The sequence below is a fragment of the Mesorhizobium sp. B4-1-1 genome (assembly GCF_006439375.1).
Taxonomy (GTDB): Bacteria; Pseudomonadota; Alphaproteobacteria; order Rhizobiales; family Rhizobiaceae; genus Mesorhizobium.
Genome location: NZ_VFTH01000004.1, coordinates 113624 through 136007, shown reverse-complemented (window position 1 = coordinate 136007; position 22384 = coordinate 113624). Strand labels below are relative to the sequence as shown.

Below are 22384 nucleotides of genomic sequence, written 5' to 3'. Positions count from 1 at the left end.
ACCGGCCTGCACTCTCAATGCCGCAGAATGCCGCGATTCGGCCTCGCCTGGCGCCTGTATTCGAACTTAAATCACAGACTTGGACGGACAAGGCTGACAATCGGGACAACAGTGACTATTTCGTGACCATGGCCGAACGCAGCGAACATCGTGAACAAACACCGGGCGAACGGAGCCCGGGCGAGCCGAGCCTGACCGGCGCCACCGAGGCACGCGGCCTGGAGGCGCTGATCTCGCGCGCGGCCCGGGCCGGCAAGGGGCCGGCGCCGGTCGAGCGCTGGAATCCGGACTTCTGCGGCGATCTCGACATGGAGATCAAGGCTGACGGGACCTGGTTCTATCTCGGCACGCCGATCGGCCGCATGCCGCTGGTGCAGCTCTTTTCCAGCGTGCTGCGCAAGGATGCCGACGGAAAGACCTATCTTGTGACGCCGGTCGAGCGGGTCGGGATCCGCGTCGTCGACGCGCCCTTCATCGCCGTCGAAATGAACGTGTCCGGAAGTGGGAACGACCAGGTCATCACCTTCCGCACCAATGTCGGCGACGTCGTCGCCGCCGGCCCCGGCCATCCGCTGCGCTTCGTCGACGAAGACGAAACCGGCGGACTGAAGCCCTATGTGTTGGTGCGCGGACGGCTGGAGGCGCTGGTGGCGCGGCCGGTGATGTATGAACTGGTCGAGCATGGCGAGGAGATCGACATCGACGGAAAGACGATGTTCGCCGTCCGCTCGGGCGGCGAGGTCTATCCGATCATGCCGGCCGAGAAACTGAAGCGGCTGAGCGCGTGATGGACCAGGTGACGCCGCCGGAGTTTTCGATCGCTGACTTTCGTGCCCGCGTCGCGGCGCAGGCGGCGATCGTCCCCGGCGACGATTTCGGCGACCATCGCTTCAATCCCGGCCATCCCAGGCTCAAACATGTCAAGCCGCTGCGCGCCGCGGCGGTGCTGATTCCGGTGATCGACCGTGCCGAGGGCGCCATGGTGCTGCTCACCAAGCGCGCCGAGAAGCTGCGCAGCCATTCCGGCCAGGTGGCTTTCCCAGGCGGCACGATCGATCCGACCGATCCCGGCCCCGAGGCCACGGCGCTGCGCGAGACCTTCGAGGAGATCGGCCTCGAGCGGGATTTCATCGAGATCATCGGCCGCATGCCCGACTACGTCTCCGGCAGCGGCTACCGCATCGTGCCGGTGCTTGCCATCGTGCGGGCGGGTTTTTCGCTGACGCTCAATGCCGACGAGGTCGATGCGGCCTTCGAGGTGCCCCTGAGTTTCTTGATGGACCCCGCCAACCACGCGCGCGACAGCCGTTTCTGGAACGACCTCGAATGGTTCTTCTACGATATGCCCTATGGCGGCCAGCGTATCTGGGGCGTCACCGCCGGCATCGTCCGCACACTCTATGAAAGGCTCTATGCGTGAGCGCTGAGGTGTCTCTCTCGGGCAGGGCCGATTGGCTGGCCGAAAAGCATCTCCAGAAGCTTCTTGCCGTGCTGAAGGAGGGCGGCGACGAAGCGCGTATCGCCGGCGGCGCGGTGCGCAACACGCTGATCGGCCAACCGGTCGCCGACGTCGACATTGCCGCGACCACGGTGCCCGAGGAAACGATCAGACGCGCCAAGGCCGTCGGCTTCAAGACGGTGCCGACAGGCATCGATCACGGCACGGTCACGGTGGTCGCGGGCGGCAAGCCCTATGAGGTGACGACGCTGCGCGCCGATATCGATACCGACGGGCGGCGGGCAAAAGTGATTTTCGGACGTGACTGGAAAGCCGACGCCGAGCGGCGCGACTTCACCATCAACGCCCTCTATGCCGAAGCGGACGGCACGGTCGTCGACCTGGTCGGCGGCATCGCCGACATCGAAGCGCGGCGGCTGCGTTTCATCGGCGACGCGGAGGCGCGCATCCGCGAGGATTATCTGCGCATTCTGCGCTTTTTCCGCTTCTTTGCCTGGTATGGCGAAGGACGGCCGGACGCGGAAGGGCTGAAGGCCTGCGCCAGGCTGAAGGATGGGCTTGCGCGACTTTCGGCCGAACGCGTCTGGTCCGAACTGAAGAAGCTCTTGTCGGCTCCGGATCCCTCGCGCGCGCTCTTGTGGATGCGACAGGCTGGCGTGCTCACCGCCGTGCTGCCGGAAAGCGAGAAATGGGGCATCGACGCCATCCATGGCCTGGTCAAGGCTGGAGAGGATCTCGGCTGGATCGCCGATCCGGTTCTGAGGCTGGAGGCGATCGTCCCGCCCGATGTCGTGCGTATGAAGACGCTTGGCGAGCGGCTGCGACTTTCGAATGAGGATGCCGATCGCCTGCGGCATTGGGCGCTGACCGTTGCGCCGGATGCCAAGGCGACCGAGACCGAACTGGCCAAGAAACTCTATTACGGCGATCGCGACGGCTATCTCGACCGTATTCGTCTGGCGCTTGCCGCCGCGCGGACGCGTGCCGTCGAGGACAATCAGGCGATGATGGAAACCGGCGGCTTTTCACGCCTGCTCAATTTCACGCTGAAATGGGAAAAGCCGGTGTTCCCGATCAAAGGCGCCGACCTGACCGAGCTTGGCGCGTCGCCGGGACCCAAGCTGGGCGCCACGCTGAAGAACCTCGAGAAGGAATGGATGGAGTCTGGCTTCACCCTGGAACGCGGCGCGCTGATGGAACGCGCCGCGCAGGCGCTGGAGCTTTAGACGGCCGGAACGCCGGCGCCCGTCAACGTATCGCCACGGGAGCCAGGGCGCGCGAGAGGCTTGCCTCGCCTTTGCCGTAGATGGACGGATCGTAATTGACCAGCGTGTCGGTGCGGGCCGTGTTGAGCAGGTCGTTGGTGATCTGAACCGGCGTCGCCTTGGCGAATTTGCTGCCGATGATCGCGGCGTAGCCCGAGATGATCGGCGCGGCGAACGAAGTTCCGTAAAGACCGGTTTTGTTGCCCTCGACGCCGACCACCAGGAAGTGGCTCTGCACGAGCGGGTTGGAGCCGGCATAGTCGGAGTACCAGGCTAGCTGAGCCTTGTTGGCCGTCTTGCCGTTGGTCGAAAGCGCGCCGACGAAGATCGCCGTCGATTTGCCGATCAGGGCAAGGTCGAGGTAGTCCTGCTGCCCGCCCGTGACCCCACCGACAGCGACCGCGTCGTTGCCGGCTGCCTTCGAGACGATCGCAGAGCCTCTGGTTGCATAGGAGATGATCGACGCCTCCTCCGGGGCCCAGCCGATCTGGTTCACGCCGTAACCCGCAGTGGTGTACATGCCGTAGCTGAGGTTGAGCACGTTGCGGCCGGCGGCCAGCGGGACGGCCGTGCCCGTCGAGAAATCCTTGGAGCGGATGGTCGCCGCGGGAGCGATCATGCCAGCCTCCTCGCGCGTCCATTCACCGTGCCGCTGGGTCTGCACGCCGATGCCGAAATTGCCGGAAAAGCGCGACGAACTGCTGAAGTCGTCGACCATCGTGATGGTGACGCCCTTACCCTTGTAGCCGGCTGCCCACGCGGCGCCGACGTCGGGGCTCATCCAGCTCTGCACGGCTTGCGTCGTCCGCGCGACCGGGATCGTTGCGCTCACGCAGATCGACCCGCCGCCATGGCAGAGCGCAGCCATTTCGTCTGGGCTCAGAGCTTCCTGAGCCGATGCCATCGGCGCCGAAAGGACGGCGAGGGCAGCGGCGAGGCCGAACTTCAAGGACTTAACCGACATGTTCATTCTCCAGTCAGACAGAACCAGGACGGACGATCGTGAGTTTCGGGACAAGATGAATTCATTCGCGGCCTCCGATCAGAAAGTGAGACGATAGTTCAGCCAGAGATGCATGCTCTCCGGCTTCGCGCTGACCAGATACTTCAGCGTTTCCTCGGGGGCCGTCTCGCCCGCCGCCAGCCGGCAGTTGACGCTGTAGGTTCCGAACTCGCCGTAGTCGGCCTCGCAAGGCTTTTCGGTCAGGTTGCCGCCGATGACCGAGGTGACCGAAAGCGACAGGGTGCTGTTCGGGTTGGGATGGATCTGAGTGAGAAAACCAAGCTTGAGGCTGGGCTCGATGCTGTATTTCTCGCCTTGCTCCCCAGTGCCAAATCCCCAGAGAAAGCCGGTATCGGGCGTGATCTGAGTGAGGAAGTCGACATGCATGTCGACCCAGCTCGCGTGATACCAACGGCCGAAGGAGACCCAGCTTCCGCTCTGCAGCTCATAGCCGCCATTGCCGAGGCCCCTGGCGCGGTCGCTGAGCGGAGAACCCTGATGGATATCGACGAGCGAGGTGGTCCATTCCTGCGCGGTCGCAGCGGACGCCAAGAGGAAGGCGCACGACAGGAGCACCGCCGTGCAGAGACCGCCTCGGATGTTGGACCGCTCGCGCATGCGCGAAGAACCTCGCCCCACCATTCCGGACAGCGCCTTGATGGCGAAGGGCTTCTCGGGCAGCCGCCTCTGGCCGGATCATGCGCGGGAGAATCGCACGCAGACCGTTACCGCCAGGTTATCTAAGCTGTTACGAATATAAGAATTCGCCGGAATTACGCATAAACAGTGCTTTCGCCGGCGATCGGAGGATCGCCGGCGAAAGGGCGGGATGCGCCGGAAGCAACGATCCATCATCGTGCCTGTCGGCCGGTGACGTTTGGAAGGCCGCGATCTGGCCCGATCAGGCGGCGTCGCGAACTTTCTGGATGCGCGAGCGGATCGCCTCGATCATGGTCTCGCGAATAACGGTCTCGCCATGCGTCTCGCGCATATGCTCGACGGCGCGGCGCATGACCTCCGCTTCCTCGTCGGCGCGCGTATGCCAGTCACAGCCGGGAACCAGCGATCCGCATTGGAATTCCTTCATGACTCTTCCTTTCCTAGCGCGGGTGGTTCGACCTTGGCCGGCCGGCCGCCCTTGATTTTTTTCTTGGCAGTCCGGGAGGGAAACGGCGGCGCGCCTCTTCCGATGCTCTGCCGGACTACCATAACACGTGTCGGACGGTTCGGTTGCATCGAAAGTCCCCAATCCCGGAATGGAAGGAAAGGCGGAGCGCCATGCCCCGCCTTTCCCTGCTGCCTGAGAACTGGGCCTTCAGAGCAAGGTCGTTACTTCATGATCTTGACGGCCTCGGCGATTTTGTTCTTGCCGCTCATGTCCCAGGACACGCGGACTTTCTCGCCGGCCTGAACGCCGGGATCCTTGAAGGCCTTGGACAGCTTGAATGTCGACCCATCGTCCAGAACAAGGCTCATGGCCGTTCCATCAAAGCTCTTGACGGTGCCGGTGGTGTGCTTCACCGCCGCGAACGCGGCGCCACCGGAGGCGAGAAAGGCGGCGGTTGCCGCCGTCACGATAAGCTTGCGCATGGCATGCTCTCCTGGAAACAAGGGCGCCCGTTTGGGAGGGCACCCCTCCTGGTCAGGGCCGTCAAGTCGCGTCGGGTCACGGCCGGCGGAGACAGGTGATCTCCCCTTCGACCGCCGGCGCTTCCCGACCCGTCGGCCTTAATTAGCTCAATTTTTTCAAAAGGATATTAGACGAAAAAGATATCGTCCCTGCCACATTGCCTGCCAAGATTCGGCGAATGGGACAGCAATGCGGCCATGGCCGGGGCTCACCGGATCGTTACGGCCATTTTACCTCGGGCGGCAGGCTGGACAGGATCGAGGCGACATTGCCGCCGGTCTTCAGCCCGAAGATGGTGCCGCGATCGTGAAGCAAGTTGAATTCGACGTAGCGGCCGCGCCGGATCAGCTGTTCGTCACGCTCGCCGTCGGTCCAGTCCTGGTCGAAGTTGCCCCGCACCAGATGGGCATAGACGACGAGAAAGGAGCGTCCGACATCCTGGACGAAATTGAGATCGGCATTCCAGCCGCCCCTGTCCTCGTCCGAATGCAGCCAGTCGAAGAAGATGCCGCCGATGCCGCGCGCCTCGTTGCGATGCGGCAGGAAGAAATACTCGTCGCACCAGGCTTTGAATTTGGGATAGTCGGCGACGGCGGCGTTCTTCTCGCAGGCGAACTGCATGGCGCGATGGAAGGCAATCGTGTCGGGATCGTCCTGGGTTCGGCGACGGTCGAGCACCGGCGTCAGATCCGCGCCGCCACCGAACCACTGGCGCGTGGTGACGACCATGCGCGTGTTCATGTGCACGGCCGGCACGTTGGGGTTCCAGGGGTGGGCGATCAACGAGATGCCGCTCGCCCAGAAACGCGGGTCTTCTTCGGCGCCGGGAATCTGTCTCCTGAACTCGGGCGAGAATTCGCCATAGACGGTCGAGGTGTGAACGCCGACCTTCTCGAAGACGCGACCGCGCATCATCGACATGGTGCCGCCGCCGCCACGGCCTTCGTCGCGCTCCCAGGGGGTCTTCTCGAAATGGCCGGGCGACCATGATGCTTGCGGGCCGGTGAGCTCCTGCTCAATCTGCTCGAAGGTGACGCAGATGCGCTCGCGCAAGGCCTCGAACCAGAGGCGGGCCTTCATCTTCTTCTGCTCGATATCGGCCGGCAGGCCCACCGGAAGATCAGGTCTTTCCAATTCGGTCTCCAGTCACAGGCTCACTTGCCTGACAAATGACTCGTTTTTTCTGCGCGCGATCCCTAATCTCTTAAGGACAAGGGTCAAGTCCTGTCTGATCCAGGTGCAAGGAGTTCCTTCGTGCGCACCCCGGCAAGACCGCCGCTGGATGGCTTGAAGAAGAGGCTGGAGCGCTCACGGGCTGAGCGCGAAAACCAGCCGCGCGACGGTTTCTTGCGCGAAACCTTCGTGCTGCCGCGCCCGGATGCGCGCCTCAAGGCCAAGGAGTGGTTCGAGCGTTTTCCGAAACAGGCCTACTGGACCGAGATCGAAAGCTGGTTCGAACGTCCAGGCGACGTGATCGAGTTCACCATGCGGCGGCTGCCGGCGGCCGATTAAGGTGCATTGATATTCAGATGAGGCCGGCCTGCAAACGGCGGCTTCCTGCGCTTCCGGTGCTCACGTACTTTAAGTACGCTCCGCTCCGGTTCTCGGAAGTCACCTAGTTTGGTCGCTTCGCGCCCGTCTTCGACTCCGGCTCGGCCTGACCTGAATCTCAATGCACCGTGGCGCCAGACCGTCAGCGCACCGCCAGCCGCCTCGCACCTGTTCCCTCCCGGGCGAGCCGGTCTTCCTTGTTCCTTAGCGGACATTTGTCGATCGACATGCAGCCGCAGCCGATGCAGTCGGTCAGGCCGTCGCGCAATTTCTTGAGCTGGGCGATCTTCTGGTCGAGTTCGTCGCGCCAGGCCGTTGAAAGCACGTTCCAGTCCTCGAGCGTCGGCGTGCGTTCTTCGGGCAGGGACTGGAACGCCTGGGCGATCCCGGCGAGCGAGATGCCGACTTCCTGGGCGACGCGGATGATCGCCACGCGGCGCAGCACGTCGCGGCCGTAGCGCCGTTGGTTGCCCGAAGTGCGATGGCTGCGGATCAGCCCGCGCGCCTCGTAGAAATGCAGCGCCGATACCGCCACGCCGCTGCGCACGGCCACCTGGCCGACCGTCAATTCCCGCATCGGAGCCATTTTCAAATTCCCGCTTGACCTCAAGTTAAGTTGAGCTTGTAGCCAAGAAAAATCGATAGGGCAAATGCAGGAGAAGGCGATGTGCGCCTGGACGAAAATGACGGCGGAAGGGGTGGCGGTTCGGGACAGCGAGGAAACCCGGCGCGTCCTAGCCGAGCTGGCGCAGCGCTTCGCCCGCGACCATGGCGACCGAGAGCGCGACATTGATGCTGCGCGCGCCGGACCGCATCGGAATGGTCAGTCGCGCGTCGGCCGCCCGGTGGACTTCTTCCGTCACGCCCGCGGATTCGCGGCCGAACAGCAGAATGTCGCCGGCGGCAAAGGCGAAGTCCGTATAGGCGCTGGTGGCCTTGGTGGTGAGCAGCACCAGGCGACGCGCATGCGCCTTCCGCCATTCCTCGAAGGCGTGCCAGTCGGCATGGCGGGAAAGCGCCGCCATTTCGAGATAATCCATGCCGGCCCGTTTCAGCGCCCGGTCGGAGAGCGGGAAGCCGGCCGGCTCGATGATATCGACACCGATGTCCAGGCAGGCGGCGAAGCGCAGGATTGTCCCGGTATTGCCGGCGATATCCGGCTGGTAGAGCGCGATGCGGAGACGATCGTTCATTTCCGCATCCTGCTAATAAGTGGCAGATCGGCCACAGGAACCTCCGGCTTTTGGCGATTTCTGGACTGGCGGGTGGCCATTTTCTGCGAAGTCGAGTATATGCCCACCATCGTCAACCCGAACCGAATGGAGGGGAACACATGATGACCATGCACATCCAGCTCCTCTCCGGGGCTCACATATGCCCGCAGGCGGTTTCGGTACGACGATTCTTCTGACACTTTAAGTCCTCATCGCACCGATTCCCGCCGAACCCACTTTTCGGCCTTCGAAGGAATCTTGCGATGTTTTTCAAATTGCCAAAGGGGCGCCGCGCCCCCGCTGAACGTGTCAAGACCGATGCTTGCCATCGTGTCAAGACCGACGGTTGCCGTCGTGTCGAGGCTGACGCTCGTCGTCCGGTTCCGGCCGATTCGATCCGCGCCTTCGGCCGAATGCCGGTGGTCGAGGCCGCATCACCCTTTTTAACGCATTTGCATATGGAGGACGGACCGATGTTCGATCCCTACAAGATACCGGGGTCAAGAAGCCTGCATGAGCGCAAGGTGGCTACTTGGGCGCTGCTGATCGGCGAGACCTATTCGTCGGCGGTGCATGCCGAGGAACGGCGCAGGCCGCATCGCGGCATGCTGCCGGACGTCGATTTCTCGCGCGCGGTGCCCGACCACAGCCGGCCCACGCTGGTGCGCCGGATCATCCGTTTGATCCGGCCGGGCGACAGGAACCGGGCAGGCTCCGGCCTTTCGTCGGGAACCTCGGGGCCGTCAGGATCGTCAAACGAACCTGTCGGTGAAATGCCGGCGACACCCTATATTGCACGGGATAGGACCGGCGATACGGATGATTCCGTGTCGCCGGCCCGCAATGCCGCGCGGCCGCAAAGCCTTGCCCATCAATCCCGCGCCGCGTGAGCGCACAGATAAGTCGAGTGCCTGGAATGTTCCGCTGGTTTGAAAACAGGCTCGATCCGTTTCCCGCCGCGGAGCCGGTCGAGCCGCCGAAGACGCTGGTCGCGTTTTGCGTGCATTACACGCGCGGCGCCTGGCCCTACATCATCGTCGATGCGATGCTGGTGACGGCGATCGCCTTCACCGAAGTCTGGATGTTCGGCTTCCTCGGCCGCATCGTCGACTGGCTGTCGGCGCAGAACCGCGAAACCTTCCTGCAGACGGAGATCTGGAAGCTCGCCGGCATGGCTTTCGTCGTGTTGTTCGCGCTGCCGGGCACGGTATGGCTGCATTCGCTGCTCAACCAGCAGACGCTGATGGGCAATTATCCCATGCGCATCCGCTGGCAGGTGCATCGCTATCTGCTCAAGCAGTCGATGGCCTTCTACCAGGACGAGTTCGCCGGCCGCATCGCCACCAAGCTGATGCAGACGGCGCTCGCCGTGCGCGAATGCGTGATCAAGCTGATCGACGTGCTGAACTACGTCATCGTCTACTTCCTCGGCATGTTGTTCATCGTCGGCTCGGCCGACTGGCGGCTCGCCGCACCGCTCGCCCTCTGGCTGGTCGGCTATATCGGGCTCTTGCGTTTTTTCATTCCACGGCTCGGCAAGGTCGGCGAGGAGCAGGCCAATGCGCGCTCGACCATGACCGGCCGCGTCGTCGACAGCTACACCAACATCCAGACGGTGAAGCTGTTTTCGCATGCGCGGCGCGAGGCAACCTTCGCCAGGGAAGGCATGGCGAGCTTCCTCGACACCGTCTACCGCTCGATGCGGCTGGTGACGGTGCTCTACGGCCTGCTCTACATTTTGAATTCGCTGCTTCTGTTCTCCGTCACGGCAATCTCGCTGTGGCTTTGGCTGGGGCAGGCGGTGACGATTGGCGCCGTCGCCGTGGTCATAGGCCTTGTCCTGCGAATGTGGGGCATGTCGCAATGGATCATGTGGGAGATGTCCGGGCTGTTCGAGAATATCGGCACGGTGCAGGACGGCATCCAGTCGATCTCGCTGCCGCGCCTGGTCGAGGACAGGCCGGGCGCCAAGGACATCAGTGTCAGCCAGGGCGAGATCCGCTTTGACGACATCCGCTTCCACTACGGCAAGCAGAAGGGGGTCATCGAGAACCTGTCGCTTACCGTGAAGCCCGGCGAGAAGGTCGGCATCGTCGGCCGCTCGGGCGCCGGCAAGTCGACGCTGGTCAATCTGCTGCTGCGTTTCTACGACCTGGAAAGCGGCAGGATCCTCGTCGACGGTCAGGAGATCGCGGCGGTGACGCAGGATTCGTTGCGCGCGCAGATCGGCATGGTAACGCAGGACACCTCGCTGCTGCACCGCTCGGTGAAGGAGAACATCCTCTACGGCCGGCCCGACGCGACCGACGAGATGCTCACCGAGGCGGCGCGCCGGGCGGAGGCGCTCGATTTCATCGGCGGGCTTTCGGACCACAACGGCCGCAAGGGATTCGACGCCCATGTCGGCGACCGCGGCGTCAAACTGTCCGGCGGCCAGCGCCAGCGCGTCGCGATCGCCCGCGTCATGCTGAAGGACGCGCCGATCCTGATCCTCGACGAGGCGACCTCGGCGCTCGATTCGGAAGCCGAGGCCGCGATCCAGGAGAACCTCTACAAGCTGATGCAGGGCAAGACCGTCATTGCCATCGCGCACCGTCTGTCGACCATCGCGGCGATGGACCGGCTCGTCGTCATGGACAAGGGTCGCATCATCGAGGAAGGCTCGCATGAGGAACTCGTCGCCAAGGGCGGGCTCTATGCACAGCTCTGGCAGCGCCAGTCCGGCGGCTTCCTGCTCGATGACGCGCCAACCGAGGTTGATGCCAAGGCGCCGGAATCCGAGATGGCAGCGGAGTAACGCGATCGGGATTGCAGTTTCCGGCGTCTATGAGAGAAAAATGCTCGACCGCATCTTCACCTGGTTCGAAAGCCGTTATTCGCCGGTGGCGCTGGCCGAAGACAGGCAGCCGCCAATGGGGCTTTGGCGGTTCTACTGGTATTTCATAAGGCAGTTTCGCACCGCCTCGGGCGGGTTCCTGCTCGAGGAAAAGCAGGCCGCCGACGATCTGGTGACGAAAGGTGAAGCCGCGGAATGATGAAGGCCGTCTATCACTGGTTCGAGCGCTGGGTCTATCCGTTCCGCGAGCCGGCGAATCTTCGGCCCCCCGCCAGCGTCGGCGGCTTCCTGTGGCATTATGTCGGGCAGGCGAAACTCGCCTTCTTCGCCATGCTTATCATCGGCGGCATCGCGCCGCTGGTCGAAGCCGGCTTGTTCTATTTCGTCGGAAGGCTGGTCGATATCCTCGACCAGCTGCCCGGCGAACGCAGCTGGCACGCGCTTTGGGCTGCCGCTGGGCCGGAGCTGCTGTTCATGGGCGCGGTCGTGCTCATCATCCGCACCGCCGTCGTCGGCCTTTCGGCGCTGGTCGACGAACAGACGATCACGCCCGGATTCTACAATCTGGTGCGCTGGCAGGCGCACCGGCATGTCTCGCGCCAGTCCTACGCCTTCTTCCAGAATGATTTCGCCGGCCGCATTGCGACAAAAGTCTGGCAGGCGGGGCAAGCGACCGGCGACCTCATGGAAAGCTTCATCGAGGTGGTCTGGTTCATGATCGTCTATACGGTCACCACGCTGGCGCTGGTCGCCGGTCTCGATTTGCGGCTGGCGGTGCTGGTGGTGATCTGGATCGCCGCGTTCGGCTGGCTGGCGAAACTCTATCTGCCGGCGATCCGCAAGCATGCAGAGGCGACGGCCGAGGCCGGCTCGATGATCACCGGCCGCATCGTCGATTCCTATTCCAATGTGCAGACGCTGAAGCTGTTTTCGGCCGACGGCGACGACCGCTATATCCGCAACGGCTTCGGCATCTATCTCGACGCGCTGCGGCCGTTCACGCGCCGGCTGACCGGCGTGCGCATGGCGCTGACCATGCTCTCCGGCATCATGATCACGGCGATCGCAGCCTTTGCCATCTATCTCTGGGTCGAAGGCTCGATCACGGTCGGCGCCGTTGCCTTCACGCTGTCGCTGGTGCTCAGGCTCAACATGCTGCTTGGAAGGCTGATGATGCAGCTCAACGGCATCCTGCGAAATCTCGGCGTGCTGGAGAACTCCAAGGCGCTGATTTCGCAGCCGTTGGGCCTGACCGACGCGCCGGACGCCAAGGAACTGGTCGTCGCCGGCGGCCGCATCGAGGTCAGGAACGTCACCTTTCATTACGGCAAGGGGCAAGGCGTGCTCGACGGCATCGATCTCGTCGTGCGTCCGGGCGAGAAGGTGGGGCTGGTCGGCCCGTCGGGCGCCGGCAAGACGACCTTGGCCAACCTGATCCTGCGCCTCTACGACCTGGAGGGCGGCCAGATCCTGATCGACGGCCAGGACATCGCCGGGGTCACGCAGAACTCGCTGCGCGGCAATATCGGCGTCGTCAGCCAGGATACCGCACTTTTCCACCGCTCGCTGCGCGACAACATCAAGCTCGGCATGCCGAATGCCACCGACGCGCAGGTTATCGCCGCGGCCATGAAAGCCGAGGCGCATGACTTCATCCTGGGACTGCGCGACAACCGCGAGCGCGCCGGCTACGAGGCCTATGTCGGCGAGCGCGGCGTGAAGCTGTCCGGCGGTCAGCGGCAGCGCGTCGCCATCGCGCGCGTCTTCCTCAAGGATGCGCCGATCCTCATCCTCGACGAGGCGACCTCGGCGCTCGATTCGGACATCGAGGCGGCGATCCAGGAGAATCTGACCAGGCTGATGGAAAGCAAGACCGTGATCGCCATCGCGCACCGGCTGTCGACGATCGCGGCGCTCGACCGGCTGGTGGTGCTCGACGACGGCCGCATCGTCGAACAGGGCACGCATGACGAACTGGTGGCGCTCGACGGGCTCTATGCGCGGCTCTGGAAACGGCAGTCCGGCGGCTTCCTGTTCAACGAGCAAAGCGCGCTGGAAGAGGCGCGGCCGGCGGAGTAGAACGGCATCATGTCGGTACGCATGCCCACCAATTTCGGACGATCAGGCGCGCAGGAAAGTGCGCTCGACCTGCTCGGCCACGAAATCCTCGCCGAAAAAGCCGCGGCGCTCGGCCGCGCCGGCCGGCGTGTCGAGGAAAGCCTTGCCAAGTTGCGCGAGAGCGGCGAGGGCGAGCACCGCAACCGGCTGCTGAGGGAAGCGGCGGCGGCCGTCCACGCCTACTTCATCCAGCGCGAGCTTTGCGGCCTGCGCAAGCATGATGCGGTGATCCGCGAATACGACATCCCGCGGGCGGTTCTGGTCAGGCTCGGCGCCAGCTAGGCGCCGATTTCCTGGCGAAAGCGCTCCAATCGCGCAGCAAGGGCTCCGGGATTCTCGTCGGCGACGAAGTGGCCGCTAGCCGGGATGATATCGCCTTCGACATTGGACAGGCCTGCTGCCTTCAAGCCGTCGAGATAGTCGGCGATGTCGCCGGATTCGGCCGAACCCCTGAGATAAAGAACCGGCGTGGTGATCGGCATCGCGGATGGGCGGGAATTGGCCTTGGCGTCCTCGGCAAAGGCGCGGTACCAGTCGAAGCCGGCCTTGAGGCTTTCCGGCCGCGAATAGGCCTTTGCATAGATGTCCCTGGCTTCCGCGGGGATCGCGGTCTTTTCCTTGGAAAGGATATCGAAGAAGAAATCGAAATAGGCGCGCTCTTGGCCGCTTACCAGCATCTCCGGCAAAGCCGGGATCGCATGAAAGGCAAAATGCCAGATATGCGGATTGCGGATGACATTTTCCCACGGCGCCACGCCGGGGACGACGACGTTCATGATCACCGCGCCGGATAATTCCTCGGGCATGTCGCGCAACAGCGCGAATACGATCTGGCCACCGACGTCATGACCGGCGACGATGACCTGCCGCAAGCCGCAAACGGCGATCAGGCCCTTCATCAGTCTGGCCAGATATGCCTTTTCTCCAGTCTCGGGCGCTCCGCGTGAACCGCCGATGCCCGGCAGGTCGGGCGCGACCACGCGCTGGTCGCCGGCCAGCCGGCCGGCGATTGCCTCAAAAGCATGGGAGCTTTGCGGCCAACCATGCAGCAGCAGAAGGCCGGGCGCATCGGGTGGCCCTGCGTCCCGGATCGCGATAGCCAGCCCCTCGACCTCAACGGTGCGCAGTCGCATGCTTGGTCTCCATCGATGCCAGATCGATGGAACTAGGCTGCAATCAGGCTTTGGACAGGCCCAGTCCGGCGATCGAAAGAATCATTCCAGCCACTCGGTGATGAAGTGGCCGTTCTCGTGGATGTCGGTGCTTTCGAGCGGGCCGGGGCCGAGATTGGTGAATTTGTGCGGCGTGTCGGGCGGCACGATCAGGATCTGGCCGGCCGTGGCCTCGATTTCGCGGTCGCCGATCGTGAACAGGCCGGTGCCGGAGCGGATGACGAAGATTTCCGCATAGGGGTGCTTGTGCAGGCGCGGGCCGCCGCCCACCGCCGGCTGGTAGTTGAAGATCAGGCAGGAATTGGCGCCGAATTGGCCGCATTGCAGCTCGCCTTTCCAGCGGTCGGGGGCGTCGGCCCAGCTGTCGCGTTCAATGACATGCGCCATGGCCGGACAATAGACCGGACCAGGAGCCGATGTCGAGGCGAACACCGGCCCGGTTTCACCCCGGATTTCCCGCTGTTTCACCCTGTCCGGGCGCCGCGCGGGGATGCACCGGCCACGGCCGCCGCGCATCCCCGCGACAATCTGCCCTTGTGCCTTCACCCGACTGGACAAAAACGGGCCGCACGCATAAACCGAAAATCCAAATGCCGGAGGAATTCGCTAGCCTGTTCGCCATGCGCTGTCGGGCAGGTGCGATTGAGCGGGGACAAGGCTCGGCCTCCGGTTAGGAAGAGGCGAAAGGATCAGGCACCCGTGAGCGCAACCGACATCCACGATCCCAACCGTCGCGATTTTCTCTATGTAGCCACCGGCATGGCCGCCGTTGTCGGCGCGGGAGCCGTCGCGTGGCCGTTCATCGACCAGATGCGCCCCGACGCCTCGACGCTGGCGCTGGCCTCGGTGGAGGTCGACGTCGCCTCGCTTCAGCCCGGCTCTTCGCTGATCGTCAAGTGGCGCGGCAAGCCGGTGGTGGTGCGAAACCGCACCGAAAAGGAAATGAAGGACGGCGAGGCCGTCAACCTCGCCGATCTGAAGGACCCGATCGCGCGCAACGCCAACCTGCCCTCCGACGCGCCGGCGACCGACGCCAACCGCACCACACCCGGCAAGGAAGCCTGGATGGTGATGGTGCAGGTCTGCACCCATCTCGGCTGCATCCCGCTCGGCCAGGAAGGCGATTTCGGCGGCTGGTTCTGCCCGTGCCACGGTTCGCAGTACGACACCGCCGGCCGCATCCGCAAAGGCCCGGCGCCGGAGAACATGGCGATCCCGGTATTCAAGTTCATTTCCGATACCAAGATCCTTATCGGTTGAGGCAGGGGATATTTCGATGAGCGAGGGACACTCGACCTATACGCCCAAGACCGGTATCGAGCGCTGGTTCGACGCCCGCATGCCGCTGCCGCGGCTGATCTATGACAGCTTCGTCGCCTATCCGGTGCCGCGCAACCTCAACTACATGTGGACCTTCGGCGGCATCCTGTCGATCATGCTGGTCGCGCAGATCCTGACCGGCATCGTGCTGGCGATGCACTACACCTCCGACACCAATCTCGCCTTCGATTCGGTCGAGAAGATCATGCGCGACGTGAATTCGGGATGGCTCTTGCGCTATCTCCACTCCAACGGCGCCTCGTTCTTCTTCGTGGCCGTCTACATCCACATCTTCCGCGGCCTGTTCTACGGCTCCTACAAGGCGCCGCGCGAGCTCCTGTGGATCCTCGGCTGCATCATCTACCTCCTGATGATGGCGACCGGCTTCATGGGCTACGTGCTGCCCTGGGGGCAGATGAGCTTCTGGGGCGCCACCGTCATCACCGGCTTCTTCAGCGCCATTCCGCTGGTCGGGAACTGGATCCAGGAACTGTTGCTCGGCGGCTTCGCCGTCGACAATCCGACGCTGAACCGCTTCTTTGCGCTGCATTACCTGTTGCCGTTCATGATTGCCGGCGTCGTCGTGCTGCACATCTGGGCGCTGCATGTCGTGGGCCAGTCGAACCCGACCGGCATCGAGGTCAAGTCGAAGACCGACACTGTCGCCTTCACGCCCTACGCCACCATCAAGGACGCGTTCGGCATGATCGTGTTCCTGTTCGTCTTCGCCTATTTCGTCTTCTACCTGCCGAACTTTCTCGGCCACCCGGACAACTACACGGTCGCCAACCCGCTGAAGACGCCGGCCCACATCGTTCCGGAATGGTACTTCCTGCCGTTCTACGCGATCCTGCGCGCCATCACCTTCAACGTCGGCCCGATCAACTCCAAGCTCGGCGGCGTGCTGTGCATGTTCGGTGCGATCGCCATGCTGTTCCTGGTGCCGTGGCTCGACACCTCCAAGGTGCGCTCGGCGGTCTACCGTCCGTGGTACAAGCTGTTCTTCTGGCTGTTCGTTGCCGACGCCATCCTGCTCGGATGGCTGGGCTCGCAGCCGGCGGAAGGCAGCTACGTGTTCATGGCGCAGATGGCGACGCTGTTCTACTTCGCCTTCTTCCTGATCATCATGCCGGTGCTCGGCCTGATCGAGACACCGCGCAGGCTGCCGAACTCGATCACCGAGGCGGTGCTGGAAAAGAACAAGGGCGGCAGCGGACATCCGGCAGGCGCGACCGCCGCGCCGGAAACCAAAGGCTGAGGATCTGAGGGGATTTTGGGTATGAAGAAGATTCTCACCTCGCTGGCGCTGCTCGGCCTGGTGGTTGCGGGTACCGCGGCCATCGCCGAGGAAGAGCAGAACCCGGCCGCGCCGACGCATTTCCCGATCAACGAACCGAAGGAAATGAGCTGGAGCTTCGCCGGTCCGTTCGGCACCTATGACAAGGCGCAGCTGCAGCGCGGCCTCAAGGTCTACAAGGAAGTCTGCTCGGCCTGCCATTCGATGAACCTGGTGGCCTTCCGCACGCTGGAGGGGCTCGGCTATTCGGAAGCGCAGATCAAGACGCTGGCCGCCGAATACACCATCCATGACGGCCCGAACGACGCCGGCGACATGTTCGACCGTCCCGGAAAGCCCTCGGACCACTTCCCGGCGCCGTTCCCGAACGAGCAGGCCGCGGCCTCAGCCAATGGCGGCGCCGCCCCGCCGGACATGTCGCTGCTCGCCAAGGCGCGCGGCGTCGAGCGCGGCTTCCCGCGCTTCATCTTCGATATCTTCACCCAGTACGCGCAGGGCGGCCCGGACTACATCCACTCGCTGCTCACCGGCTACGATCAGACGCCGCCGGCCGGCATGGTGATCCCGGAAGGCACGCACTACAATCCGTACTTCCTGTCCGGCGTGTCGCTGAAGATGCCGAAGCCGCTGTCGGATGGTCAGGTGACCTATGACGACGGCTCGCCGCAGACGGTTGACCAGTATGCCCGCGACGTCTCGGCCTTCCTGATGTTTGCCGCGGAGCCGCATCTGGAGGACCGCAAGAAGACCGGTTTCCGCGTCATGATCTTCCTGCTGCTCTTCGGCGCATTGGTCTACATGACCAAGCGCAGGGTGTGGGCCGACGTGGCGCACTGAGGCGCCTTGCTTCCAGAAAAATGCAAGGGCGCCGAATGGCGCCCTTTTCTTTTCGGCCGCTTGTCGGCAAAACTGTGCGGCAACGGATCAACCGCCCATGAAATCCTCGCTCGAAGATACGCTGCTTGCGGCCATCCGCACCATTCCGGATTATCCCAGGCCCGGCATCTTGTTTCGCGACATCACCACGCTACTGGGTGACGCGCGCGCCTTTCGCCGCGCCATCGACGAGCTGGTCCATCCCTATGCCGGGCTGAAGATCGACAAGATCGCCGGCATCGAGGCGCGCGGCTTCATCCTGGGCGGCGCGGTGGCGCACCAGCTTTCGGCGGGCTTCGTGCCGATCCGCAAGAAAGGCAAGCTGCCTTATGAGACGGTGCGCGTGGCCTACAGCCTCGAATACGGGCTGGACGAGATGGAGATGCACAAGGACGGCGTCTCGCCGGGCGAGAAGGTGATCGTCGTCGACGACCTGATCGCCACCGGCGGCACGGCGGAAGCCGCGGTGAAGCTGCTGCGGCAAATCGGCGCCGACATCGTCGCGGCCTGCTTCGTCATCGACCTGCCGGACCTCGGCGGGCGCAAGAAGCTGGAAGCGCTCGGCGTGCCGGTGAGAACGTTGATCGGGTTCGAGGGGCATTAGGAAGTAGTGAATAGCGAGTAGTGAGTAGTCACTACTCACTACTCACTACTCGCTATTCCACCTTCACCAGAACGGCGCTATCGAACTCAATCACCTTGTCGCCGGTCGAATCGAAACCTTCCGAACGCAGCGTGAGAAGGTTCCAGCCCGGACGCCCGGCAAGCGGACGGTGCGCCAAGGCGGTGCGCGTGAAGGTCACCGTCTCGCCGGCATAGACCGGCTTCAGCCATTTCAAATTGCGGAAGCCGGGCGAGGGGCCGAATTCGGGCTGCGGGCCGGGGCCGGTCCAGCGCACGCCCTCGGTCTCCATGCGTTTTTCCAGGTTGTATTTCATCCAGGTGGCGGCGGTGTGCCAGCCCGAAGCGCAGAGCCCGCCAAGCACGCTTTTCTTCGCCGCCTCCTCGTCGACATGGAAGATTTGCGGATCGTATTTCCTGGCGAACGCCTTGATCTCGTCGGCCTCGAATTTGTGCGAGCCGAGCGTGACGGTCTGGCCGATCAGGAAGAATTCGTCCAAAGTCATGATAGGCCTCGTGCGGCATCACGCGCGAGGAACATACCGGTGTTCTCCAGCTCGAAGACGCTTTCGCCGCGCTGGTTGACGAGTTCGCTGCGCATGGTGATCAAGCCGAGCTGCGGCCTCGATTTCGACTGGCGCTTGGAAAGTATGGTGAGCGTGCCGGTAAGCCTGTCGCCGGCCAGCACCGGCTTCTTCCATTTCACATGCTCGATGCCGGGCGAGCCTTGAGAGGTCGAATCGAGCAGGAAAGCGTCGCACAGCATGCGCATGAACATCGCGCAGGTATGCCAGCCCGAAGCCGAAAGCCCGCCGAGGATGCTCGCCTTGCCGGCTTCCTCATCGAGATGCATCGGCTGCGGGTCGAACTCGCTGGCGAATTCGACGATTTCGGCGGCACTCACGTCCTTGCTGCCGAGGTCGAGCGAGGCGCCCTCGACGAAATCCTCATAGGCCCAGGTCTTTCCGGTCATGCTGACAATCCGGTTGACGAATGCGCGATCCCGCGGGTCGGGCACCTCGGATGAAGGCCAATGGCGATTTGGTCAAGTGATTTCTGGTAGCCAGCCGTCGCCGGCCGACGCCGTCAGAGCCAGCCGCGGCGGCGGAAATACCAGAAGGGCAGGATGGCCGAGACCACCATCAGGGCGATGGCGAAGGGGTAGCCGAACTCCCATTTGAGCTCGGGGATGATGTCGAAGTTCATACCGTAGATCGAGGCGACAAGCGTCGGCGGCAGGAAGATGACGGCGGCGACCGAGAAGATCTTGATGATGGCGTTCTGCTCGATCGAGATCATGCCGAGCGTCGCATCGAGCAGGAAGGAGATCTTCTGCGACAGGAAGGTGGCGTGGTCGGCGAGCGAGAGCACGTCGCGCGACAGCGTCTTGATGCGGGCGCGCACATCCTTGCTCATCTTGGTCTGGGCAGCGACATGGGCGAGAAAGCCGGCAAGGCGCTGCAACGAGATCAGGCTGTCGCGAACGGAAGAAGCGATGTCCTCCTTGCGGCCGATGCCTTTCAGGAGCTCCTGGAAATCGCGGTTGCGCTTCGAGGCCTTGGTCGAGCGCGCCTCGAAAATGTCGCGCGAGATCGCTTCCACCTCGCGGCCGGCGCGCTCGAGGATGTCGGCCAGGCGGTCGACGATCGCTTCCAGCAGGCCAATCAGGATGGTGTCGCCGCTGGTGCAGCCGGTCGCCACCTTCTCGGCGCGCAGTGGGAAGGTCTTGAAGGCCTTCGGCTCGTGATAGCGGATGGTGATCAGCCTTTTGCCTGCCAGCGCGAAGGTCACCGGCGACATCAAGGGATCGTCCGCCTCGGTCTGCGCCGGCAGCACGGCGGTCATGAAGTAGCCGCCATCCTCGATATAGAGGCGGCTCGAAATCTCGATCTCCTCCATTTCCTCGCGGGTCGGGATGGCAATGCCCAGCCAGCTCTCGATGCGCGCCTCTTCCTCCTTGGTCGGCTTGAAGAGGTCGGCCCAGACGACCCTGTCGCCATCGGCCGCAAGATCCTCGGTCAGGCGCAGGCGATCATTGTCGACGACGAAGGTTTTTATCATCGCCGGGTCTCCCTTGCTGGATTTCTTCGTCGCTGAGGGCTCTTCCAGACGCCCTTAGCCCCCACACCAAAGGCAGTCAAGCAGGGCGAGAAGTGTCTTCAGCCGACGAAAATTGTGGCACGGCGAGATGGATGGCGTAGGCTATGACAAGGAAACAACCTGCAGAATACGCGGTGATTTCAATGGATGCTCCCCTCCGGATATTCCAATCGTCTCAACCTCTTCAGTGTAACTCATCTCGCCCATGGAAAATTGTAAGCTAGACGAGATTATAATTGTCGGTTTTAATACGCGTTGTGGTTTTGGGGGAAAAGAATGCCAACACATGTCTTCGGCGGGCCTGATACGCCGAGAAAACTTCGATGCCTGCAGGAGTACTTGAGAGCATTTGCTATCGCGCTCCGCAATCAGGATTTCGCATGCATCTATATCGATGCATTCGCCGGTTCCGGCACACGCACAGAGGTCCGGCCTGGGTTGCCTCTGTTCGGGTCCGATCTTGCTGAGCCAGAAGAGATTACAACCGCAGGGTCTGCCCGGATCGCGATTGAGATTGACCCGCCTATGCATTCCATCGTTCTGATTGAGCAGGATGCATCGAGATTCTCTGATCTTGAAACTTTGGCCAGTGCATATCCCGATCGCAAGATCATCCTGCGAAACGGTGATGCTAATGAGCTTGTACAACGACTATGCAAGAACATTCACTGGCGCCCGCCCGGGACCATTGGCCGGGGGATACGTGGGGTCATCTTTCTTGACCCATATGGCATGGAGGTATCATGGAAAACCGTAGAGGCAATCGCTGCGACTAAGGCATTGGATTGTTGGTACTTCTTTCCACTGTCTGGGCTCTATAGGAACGCTCCACACGATCCAGCGAAGCTTGATCCTAGCAAACAGTCGAGTTTGGACCGCGTATTGGGTGCAACAGACTGGCGGACCCGCTGGTACAGTCTCGAAGCCGCTCCAACAGACATTTTTGAAACACAGGGGACGGCCGTGCGGCGGGCTGACGTAAATAGAATCGAGGCTTATGTGAAAGAGCGGTTGGAAACCGCTTTCAAAGGCGCTGTCCTAAAGCCAGTTCGACTCCACCATAAGAATGGGGCGCCACTCGCTTCTCTTTTCTTCGCTGTGTCGAATACTAGCTCAGCCGCAGTTAAGTTGGCGACAGATATGGCATCTCATATTCTTAATTCAGGGAGATCGTCCCAAAGGCGTTCACGATAGGTACGGCCTGTGGCTTTTTTATTCTTCCCTCCCCACTGCTTAAAAAAGAACACAGCATCGGCATCTGTGCACTGATCAAATATCTCGTCGATCCACTTCTTATCCATTGGGCGCGCGTTGGGTCCGCTTTCTCCGCCGACTATTGCCCAATGAATCCCGGTTAGGTTCGCTCCGGCCACCGATCCTATCAACGGCTCATATGAGACAAATCTTAGAGCTGCTGGGGCGGCACGGAGTTCATCCAATCTGTGGAGCACTCGACTGTCCTCGACGCTCGTTCCCAACCAAACATTCGGAAGCACCCTGAAGCCGTCCGTTGACAAAATTTCCGCCATTCGATCGGGCCGCTTGGTGAGAATTTGGTAGGTGTGGTGTGGGGTCGCGCTCATGACCTCCCAAACCCTGCGTATGAAGTCCACTGGGACACCGGCATGGAACAGGTCGGACATCGAATTCACGAAAACGCGGCGAGGCTTCTTCCACAAACTAGGAATTTCGAGCGCCGCTACATCAAGCCTTATATTGCCGGTCCACTTTGCCCGGCCGCCGCTTTTTCGAGTTAGCCCTGCGTACTTCTCGACGCCCATCGCTTCGAGCCGGGCGGCCATACGCATTGCGTAGCAGTTGGTGCAGCCCGCCGTAAGGATTGTGCATCCCGCGACCGGATTCCACGTTGCGTCAGTCCATTCAATTGATGTTTCGGCCATTTTCGCGTTTCTCTTCGACGG

Annotated in this window: 27 protein-coding genes; 14 read left to right on the top strand and 13 right to left on the bottom strand. The window is 62.7% G+C overall.

The window, feature by feature from the left end:
* Positions 1–128 precede the first annotated feature (128 nt).
* The 3 genes from FJW10_RS07465 to FJW10_RS07455 are packed head-to-tail and all read left to right on the top strand — an operon-like array spanning position 129 to position 2685.
* Positions 129–788: a DUF1285 domain-containing protein gene (locus FJW10_RS07465; RefSeq protein ID WP_140899749.1), complete on the top strand. Its 660-nt coding sequence runs from the start codon at positions 129–131 to the stop codon at positions 786–788.
* Positions 788–1420 carry a CoA pyrophosphatase gene (locus FJW10_RS07460; protein WP_140899521.1) on the top strand — a complete coding sequence of 211 codons (633 nt, stop codon included), beginning with the start codon at positions 788–790 and terminating at the stop codon, positions 1418–1420. Before FJW10_RS07465 ends, FJW10_RS07460 begins: the two co-directional genes overlap by 1 nt.
* A complete protein-coding gene (locus FJW10_RS07455) occupies positions 1417–2685 on the top strand; it encodes a CCA tRNA nucleotidyltransferase (RefSeq protein WP_140899519.1) in 1269 nt (422 codons plus the stop codon). Before FJW10_RS07460 ends, FJW10_RS07455 begins: the two co-directional genes overlap by 4 nt.
* A 22-nt stretch (positions 2686–2707) precedes the next feature.
* On the opposite strand, the gene FJW10_RS07450 is transcribed toward FJW10_RS07455, so the two are convergent.
* From FJW10_RS07450 to hemF, 5 genes are all read right to left on the bottom strand, one after another.
* Positions 2708–3688, bottom strand: coding sequence for a S8 family serine peptidase (locus FJW10_RS07450; protein WP_140899517.1), 981 nt, complete (start codon positions 3686–3688; stop codon positions 2708–2710).
* A gap of 78 nt (positions 3689–3766) precedes the next feature.
* Positions 3767–4345, bottom strand: a complete 579-nt coding sequence (locus FJW10_RS07445; protein ID WP_140899516.1) for a hypothetical protein — start codon at positions 4343–4345, stop codon at positions 3767–3769.
* A gap of 283 nt (positions 4346–4628) precedes the next feature.
* Positions 4629–4814 (bottom strand): DUF1059 domain-containing protein, encoded by a 186-nt coding sequence (locus tag FJW10_RS07440; protein WP_008877709.1) that lies wholly within the window; start codon positions 4812–4814, stop codon positions 4629–4631.
* 242 nt (positions 4815–5056) lie between these two features.
* Positions 5057–5317 carry a DUF1344 domain-containing protein gene (locus tag FJW10_RS07435; RefSeq protein WP_140899514.1) on the bottom strand — a complete coding sequence of 87 codons (261 nt, stop codon included), beginning with the start codon at positions 5315–5317 and terminating at the stop codon, positions 5057–5059.
* Positions 5318–5576: 259 nt separating this feature from the next.
* Complete coding sequence (gene hemF, locus FJW10_RS07425; RefSeq protein ID WP_140827875.1) at positions 5577–6491, bottom strand: oxygen-dependent coproporphyrinogen oxidase; 915 nt, start codon at positions 6489–6491, stop codon at positions 5577–5579.
* 120 nt (positions 6492–6611) lie between these two features.
* Between hemF and FJW10_RS07420 the strand changes: the two genes are divergently transcribed.
* The gene (locus FJW10_RS07420) at positions 6612–6869 is read left to right on the top strand and encodes a hypothetical protein (RefSeq protein WP_140645749.1); all 258 of its coding nucleotides are present in this window, start codon (positions 6612–6614) and stop codon (positions 6867–6869) included.
* A 181-nt stretch (positions 6870–7050) separates the two neighbouring features.
* Here the strand turns inward: FJW10_RS07420 and soxR are convergent, their stop codons facing one another.
* Positions 7051–7494, bottom strand: a complete 444-nt coding sequence (gene soxR, locus FJW10_RS07415; RefSeq protein WP_140899512.1) for a redox-sensitive transcriptional activator SoxR — start codon at positions 7492–7494, stop codon at positions 7051–7053.
* 148 nt (positions 7495–7642) lie between these two features.
* A complete protein-coding gene (locus FJW10_RS07410; RefSeq protein ID WP_140827879.1) occupies positions 7643–8101 on the bottom strand; it encodes a tRNA (cytidine(34)-2'-O)-methyltransferase in 459 nt (152 codons plus the stop codon).
* Positions 8102–8595: 494 nt separating this feature from the next.
* Here FJW10_RS07410 and FJW10_RS07405 point away from each other — a divergent pair, with 494 nt between their 5' ends.
* The 5 genes from FJW10_RS07405 to FJW10_RS07385 are packed head-to-tail and all read left to right on the top strand — an operon-like array spanning position 8596 to position 13358.
* The gene (locus tag FJW10_RS07405; protein ID WP_246674149.1) at positions 8596–9012 is read left to right on the top strand and encodes a hypothetical protein; all 417 of its coding nucleotides are present in this window, start codon (positions 8596–8598) and stop codon (positions 9010–9012) included.
* Positions 9013–9038: 26 nt separating this feature from the next.
* Complete coding sequence (locus FJW10_RS07400; protein WP_140899510.1) at positions 9039–10919, top strand: ABC transporter ATP-binding protein; 1881 nt, start codon at positions 9039–9041, stop codon at positions 10917–10919.
* 40 nt (positions 10920–10959) lie between these two features.
* Entirely contained in the window at positions 10960–11157 is a 198-nt protein-coding gene (locus FJW10_RS07395; protein ID WP_140899508.1) for a hypothetical protein, read from the top strand.
* Positions 11154–13037 (top strand): ABC transporter ATP-binding protein, encoded by a 1884-nt coding sequence (locus FJW10_RS07390; protein WP_140899505.1) that lies wholly within the window; start codon positions 11154–11156, stop codon positions 13035–13037. The genes FJW10_RS07395 and FJW10_RS07390 overlap by 4 nt, the downstream gene beginning before the upstream one ends.
* A 9-nt stretch (positions 13038–13046) precedes the next feature.
* Positions 13047–13358 carry a DUF6665 family protein gene (locus FJW10_RS07385; RefSeq protein ID WP_140899503.1) on the top strand — a complete coding sequence of 104 codons (312 nt, stop codon included), beginning with the start codon at positions 13047–13049 and terminating at the stop codon, positions 13356–13358.
* On the opposite strand, the gene FJW10_RS07380 is transcribed toward FJW10_RS07385, so the two are convergent.
* Positions 13355–14209, bottom strand: a complete 855-nt coding sequence (locus FJW10_RS07380; RefSeq protein WP_140899501.1) for an alpha/beta hydrolase — start codon at positions 14207–14209, stop codon at positions 13355–13357. The genes FJW10_RS07385 and FJW10_RS07380 overlap by 4 nt on opposite strands.
* A gap of 81 nt (positions 14210–14290) precedes the next feature.
* Positions 14291–14635, bottom strand: a complete 345-nt coding sequence (locus FJW10_RS07375) for a cupin domain-containing protein (RefSeq protein ID WP_140829472.1) — start codon at positions 14633–14635, stop codon at positions 14291–14293.
* Positions 14636–14947: 312 nt separating this feature from the next.
* On the opposite strand from FJW10_RS07375, the gene petA reads away from it, so the two are divergent.
* The 4 genes from petA to FJW10_RS07355 all read left to right on the top strand — a co-directional run bounded on the left by petA (position 14948) and on the right by FJW10_RS07355 (position 18345).
* A complete protein-coding gene (petA, locus tag FJW10_RS07370) occupies positions 14948–15508 on the top strand; it encodes a ubiquinol-cytochrome c reductase iron-sulfur subunit (protein ID WP_112099424.1) in 561 nt (186 codons plus the stop codon).
* A gap of 16 nt (positions 15509–15524) precedes the next feature.
* Positions 15525–16826, top strand: a complete 1302-nt coding sequence (locus FJW10_RS07365) for a cytochrome b N-terminal domain-containing protein (protein ID WP_140899499.1) — start codon at positions 15525–15527, stop codon at positions 16824–16826.
* 21 nt (positions 16827–16847) lie between these two features.
* Positions 16848–17702 (top strand): cytochrome c1, encoded by an 855-nt coding sequence (locus tag FJW10_RS07360; protein WP_140899497.1) that lies wholly within the window; start codon positions 16848–16850, stop codon positions 17700–17702.
* Positions 17703–17799: 97 nt separating this feature from the next.
* Positions 17800–18345, top strand: coding sequence for an adenine phosphoribosyltransferase (locus FJW10_RS07355; RefSeq protein WP_140827899.1), 546 nt, complete (start codon positions 17800–17802; stop codon positions 18343–18345).
* 52 nt (positions 18346–18397) lie between these two features.
* Here the strand turns inward: FJW10_RS07355 and FJW10_RS07350 are convergent, their stop codons facing one another.
* The 3 genes from FJW10_RS07350 to corA all read right to left on the bottom strand — a co-directional run bounded on the left by FJW10_RS07350 (position 18398) and on the right by corA (position 20423).
* A complete protein-coding gene (locus FJW10_RS07350; RefSeq protein WP_040996866.1) occupies positions 18398–18868 on the bottom strand; it encodes a MaoC family dehydratase in 471 nt (156 codons plus the stop codon).
* On the bottom strand, positions 18865–19335 hold the full coding sequence (locus tag FJW10_RS07345) for a MaoC family dehydratase (protein WP_140899495.1): 471 nt from the start codon (positions 19333–19335) through the stop codon (positions 18865–18867). The genes FJW10_RS07350 and FJW10_RS07345 overlap by 4 nt, the downstream gene beginning before the upstream one ends.
* Positions 19336–19448: 113 nt before the next feature.
* Positions 19449–20423: a magnesium/cobalt transporter CorA gene (corA, locus tag FJW10_RS07340; RefSeq protein ID WP_140899493.1), complete on the bottom strand. Its 975-nt coding sequence runs from the start codon at positions 20421–20423 to the stop codon at positions 19449–19451.
* Positions 20424–20738: 315 nt separating this feature from the next.
* Here corA and FJW10_RS07335 point away from each other — a divergent pair, with 315 nt between their 5' ends.
* Positions 20739–21656, top strand: coding sequence for a three-Cys-motif partner protein TcmP (locus FJW10_RS07335; protein WP_140899491.1), 918 nt, complete (start codon positions 20739–20741; stop codon positions 21654–21656).
* On the opposite strand, the gene FJW10_RS07330 is transcribed toward FJW10_RS07335, so the two are convergent.
* Positions 21611–22363, bottom strand: a complete 753-nt coding sequence (locus tag FJW10_RS07330) for a DUF5131 family protein (RefSeq protein ID WP_140899489.1) — start codon at positions 22361–22363, stop codon at positions 21611–21613. The genes FJW10_RS07335 and FJW10_RS07330 overlap by 46 nt on opposite strands.
* Between the last annotated feature and the right edge of the window lie 21 nt (positions 22364–22384).

Excerpts from the sequence above, each read along its gene's own strand:
- FJW10_RS07465 (WP_140899749.1), top strand. The coding sequence starts at position 129 with ATGGCCGAACGCAGCGAACATCGTGAACAAACACCGGGCGAACGGAGC.
- FJW10_RS07460 (WP_140899521.1), top strand. The coding sequence starts at position 788 with ATGGACCAGGTGACGCCGCCGGAGTTTTCGATCGCTGACTTTCGTGCC.
- FJW10_RS07450 (WP_140899517.1), bottom strand. The coding sequence starts at position 3,688 with ATGTCGGTTAAGTCCTTGAAGTTCGGCCTCGCCGCTGCCCTCGCCGTC.
- FJW10_RS07445 (WP_140899516.1), bottom strand. The coding sequence starts at position 4,345 with ATGCGCGAGCGGTCCAACATCCGAGGCGGTCTCTGCACGGCGGTGCTC.
- FJW10_RS07440 (WP_008877709.1), bottom strand. The coding sequence starts at position 4,814 with ATGAAGGAATTCCAATGCGGATCGCTGGTTCCCGGCTGTGACTGGCAT.
- FJW10_RS07435 (WP_140899514.1), bottom strand. The coding sequence starts at position 5,317 with ATGCGCAAGCTTATCGTGACGGCGGCAACCGCCGCCTTTCTCGCCTCC.
- soxR (WP_140899512.1), bottom strand. The coding sequence starts at position 7,494 with ATGGCTCCGATGCGGGAATTGACGGTCGGCCAGGTGGCCGTGCGCAGC.
- FJW10_RS07410 (WP_140827879.1), bottom strand. The coding sequence starts at position 8,101 with ATGAACGATCGTCTCCGCATCGCGCTCTACCAGCCGGATATCGCCGGC.
- FJW10_RS07405 (WP_246674149.1), top strand. The coding sequence starts at position 8,596 with ATGTTCGATCCCTACAAGATACCGGGGTCAAGAAGCCTGCATGAGCGC.
- FJW10_RS07400 (WP_140899510.1), top strand. The coding sequence starts at position 9,039 with ATGTTCCGCTGGTTTGAAAACAGGCTCGATCCGTTTCCCGCCGCGGAG.
- FJW10_RS07395 (WP_140899508.1), top strand. The coding sequence starts at position 10,960 with ATGCTCGACCGCATCTTCACCTGGTTCGAAAGCCGTTATTCGCCGGTG.
- FJW10_RS07390 (WP_140899505.1), top strand. The coding sequence starts at position 11,154 with ATGATGAAGGCCGTCTATCACTGGTTCGAGCGCTGGGTCTATCCGTTC.
- FJW10_RS07385 (WP_140899503.1), top strand. The coding sequence starts at position 13,047 with ATGTCGGTACGCATGCCCACCAATTTCGGACGATCAGGCGCGCAGGAA.
- FJW10_RS07380 (WP_140899501.1), bottom strand. The coding sequence starts at position 14,209 with ATGCGACTGCGCACCGTTGAGGTCGAGGGGCTGGCTATCGCGATCCGG.
- FJW10_RS07375 (WP_140829472.1), bottom strand. The coding sequence starts at position 14,635 with ATGGCGCATGTCATTGAACGCGACAGCTGGGCCGACGCCCCCGACCGC.
- FJW10_RS07365 (WP_140899499.1), top strand. The coding sequence starts at position 15,525 with ATGAGCGAGGGACACTCGACCTATACGCCCAAGACCGGTATCGAGCGC.
- FJW10_RS07360 (WP_140899497.1), top strand. The coding sequence starts at position 16,848 with ATGAAGAAGATTCTCACCTCGCTGGCGCTGCTCGGCCTGGTGGTTGCG.
- FJW10_RS07355 (WP_140827899.1), top strand. The coding sequence starts at position 17,800 with ATGAAATCCTCGCTCGAAGATACGCTGCTTGCGGCCATCCGCACCATT.
- FJW10_RS07350 (WP_040996866.1), bottom strand. The coding sequence starts at position 18,868 with ATGACTTTGGACGAATTCTTCCTGATCGGCCAGACCGTCACGCTCGGC.
- FJW10_RS07345 (WP_140899495.1), bottom strand. The coding sequence starts at position 19,335 with ATGACCGGAAAGACCTGGGCCTATGAGGATTTCGTCGAGGGCGCCTCG.
- corA (WP_140899493.1), bottom strand. The coding sequence starts at position 20,423 with ATGATAAAAACCTTCGTCGTCGACAATGATCGCCTGCGCCTGACCGAG.
- FJW10_RS07335 (WP_140899491.1), top strand. The coding sequence starts at position 20,739 with ATGCCAACACATGTCTTCGGCGGGCCTGATACGCCGAGAAAACTTCGA.
- FJW10_RS07330 (WP_140899489.1), bottom strand. The coding sequence starts at position 22,363 with ATGGCCGAAACATCAATTGAATGGACTGACGCAACGTGGAATCCGGTC.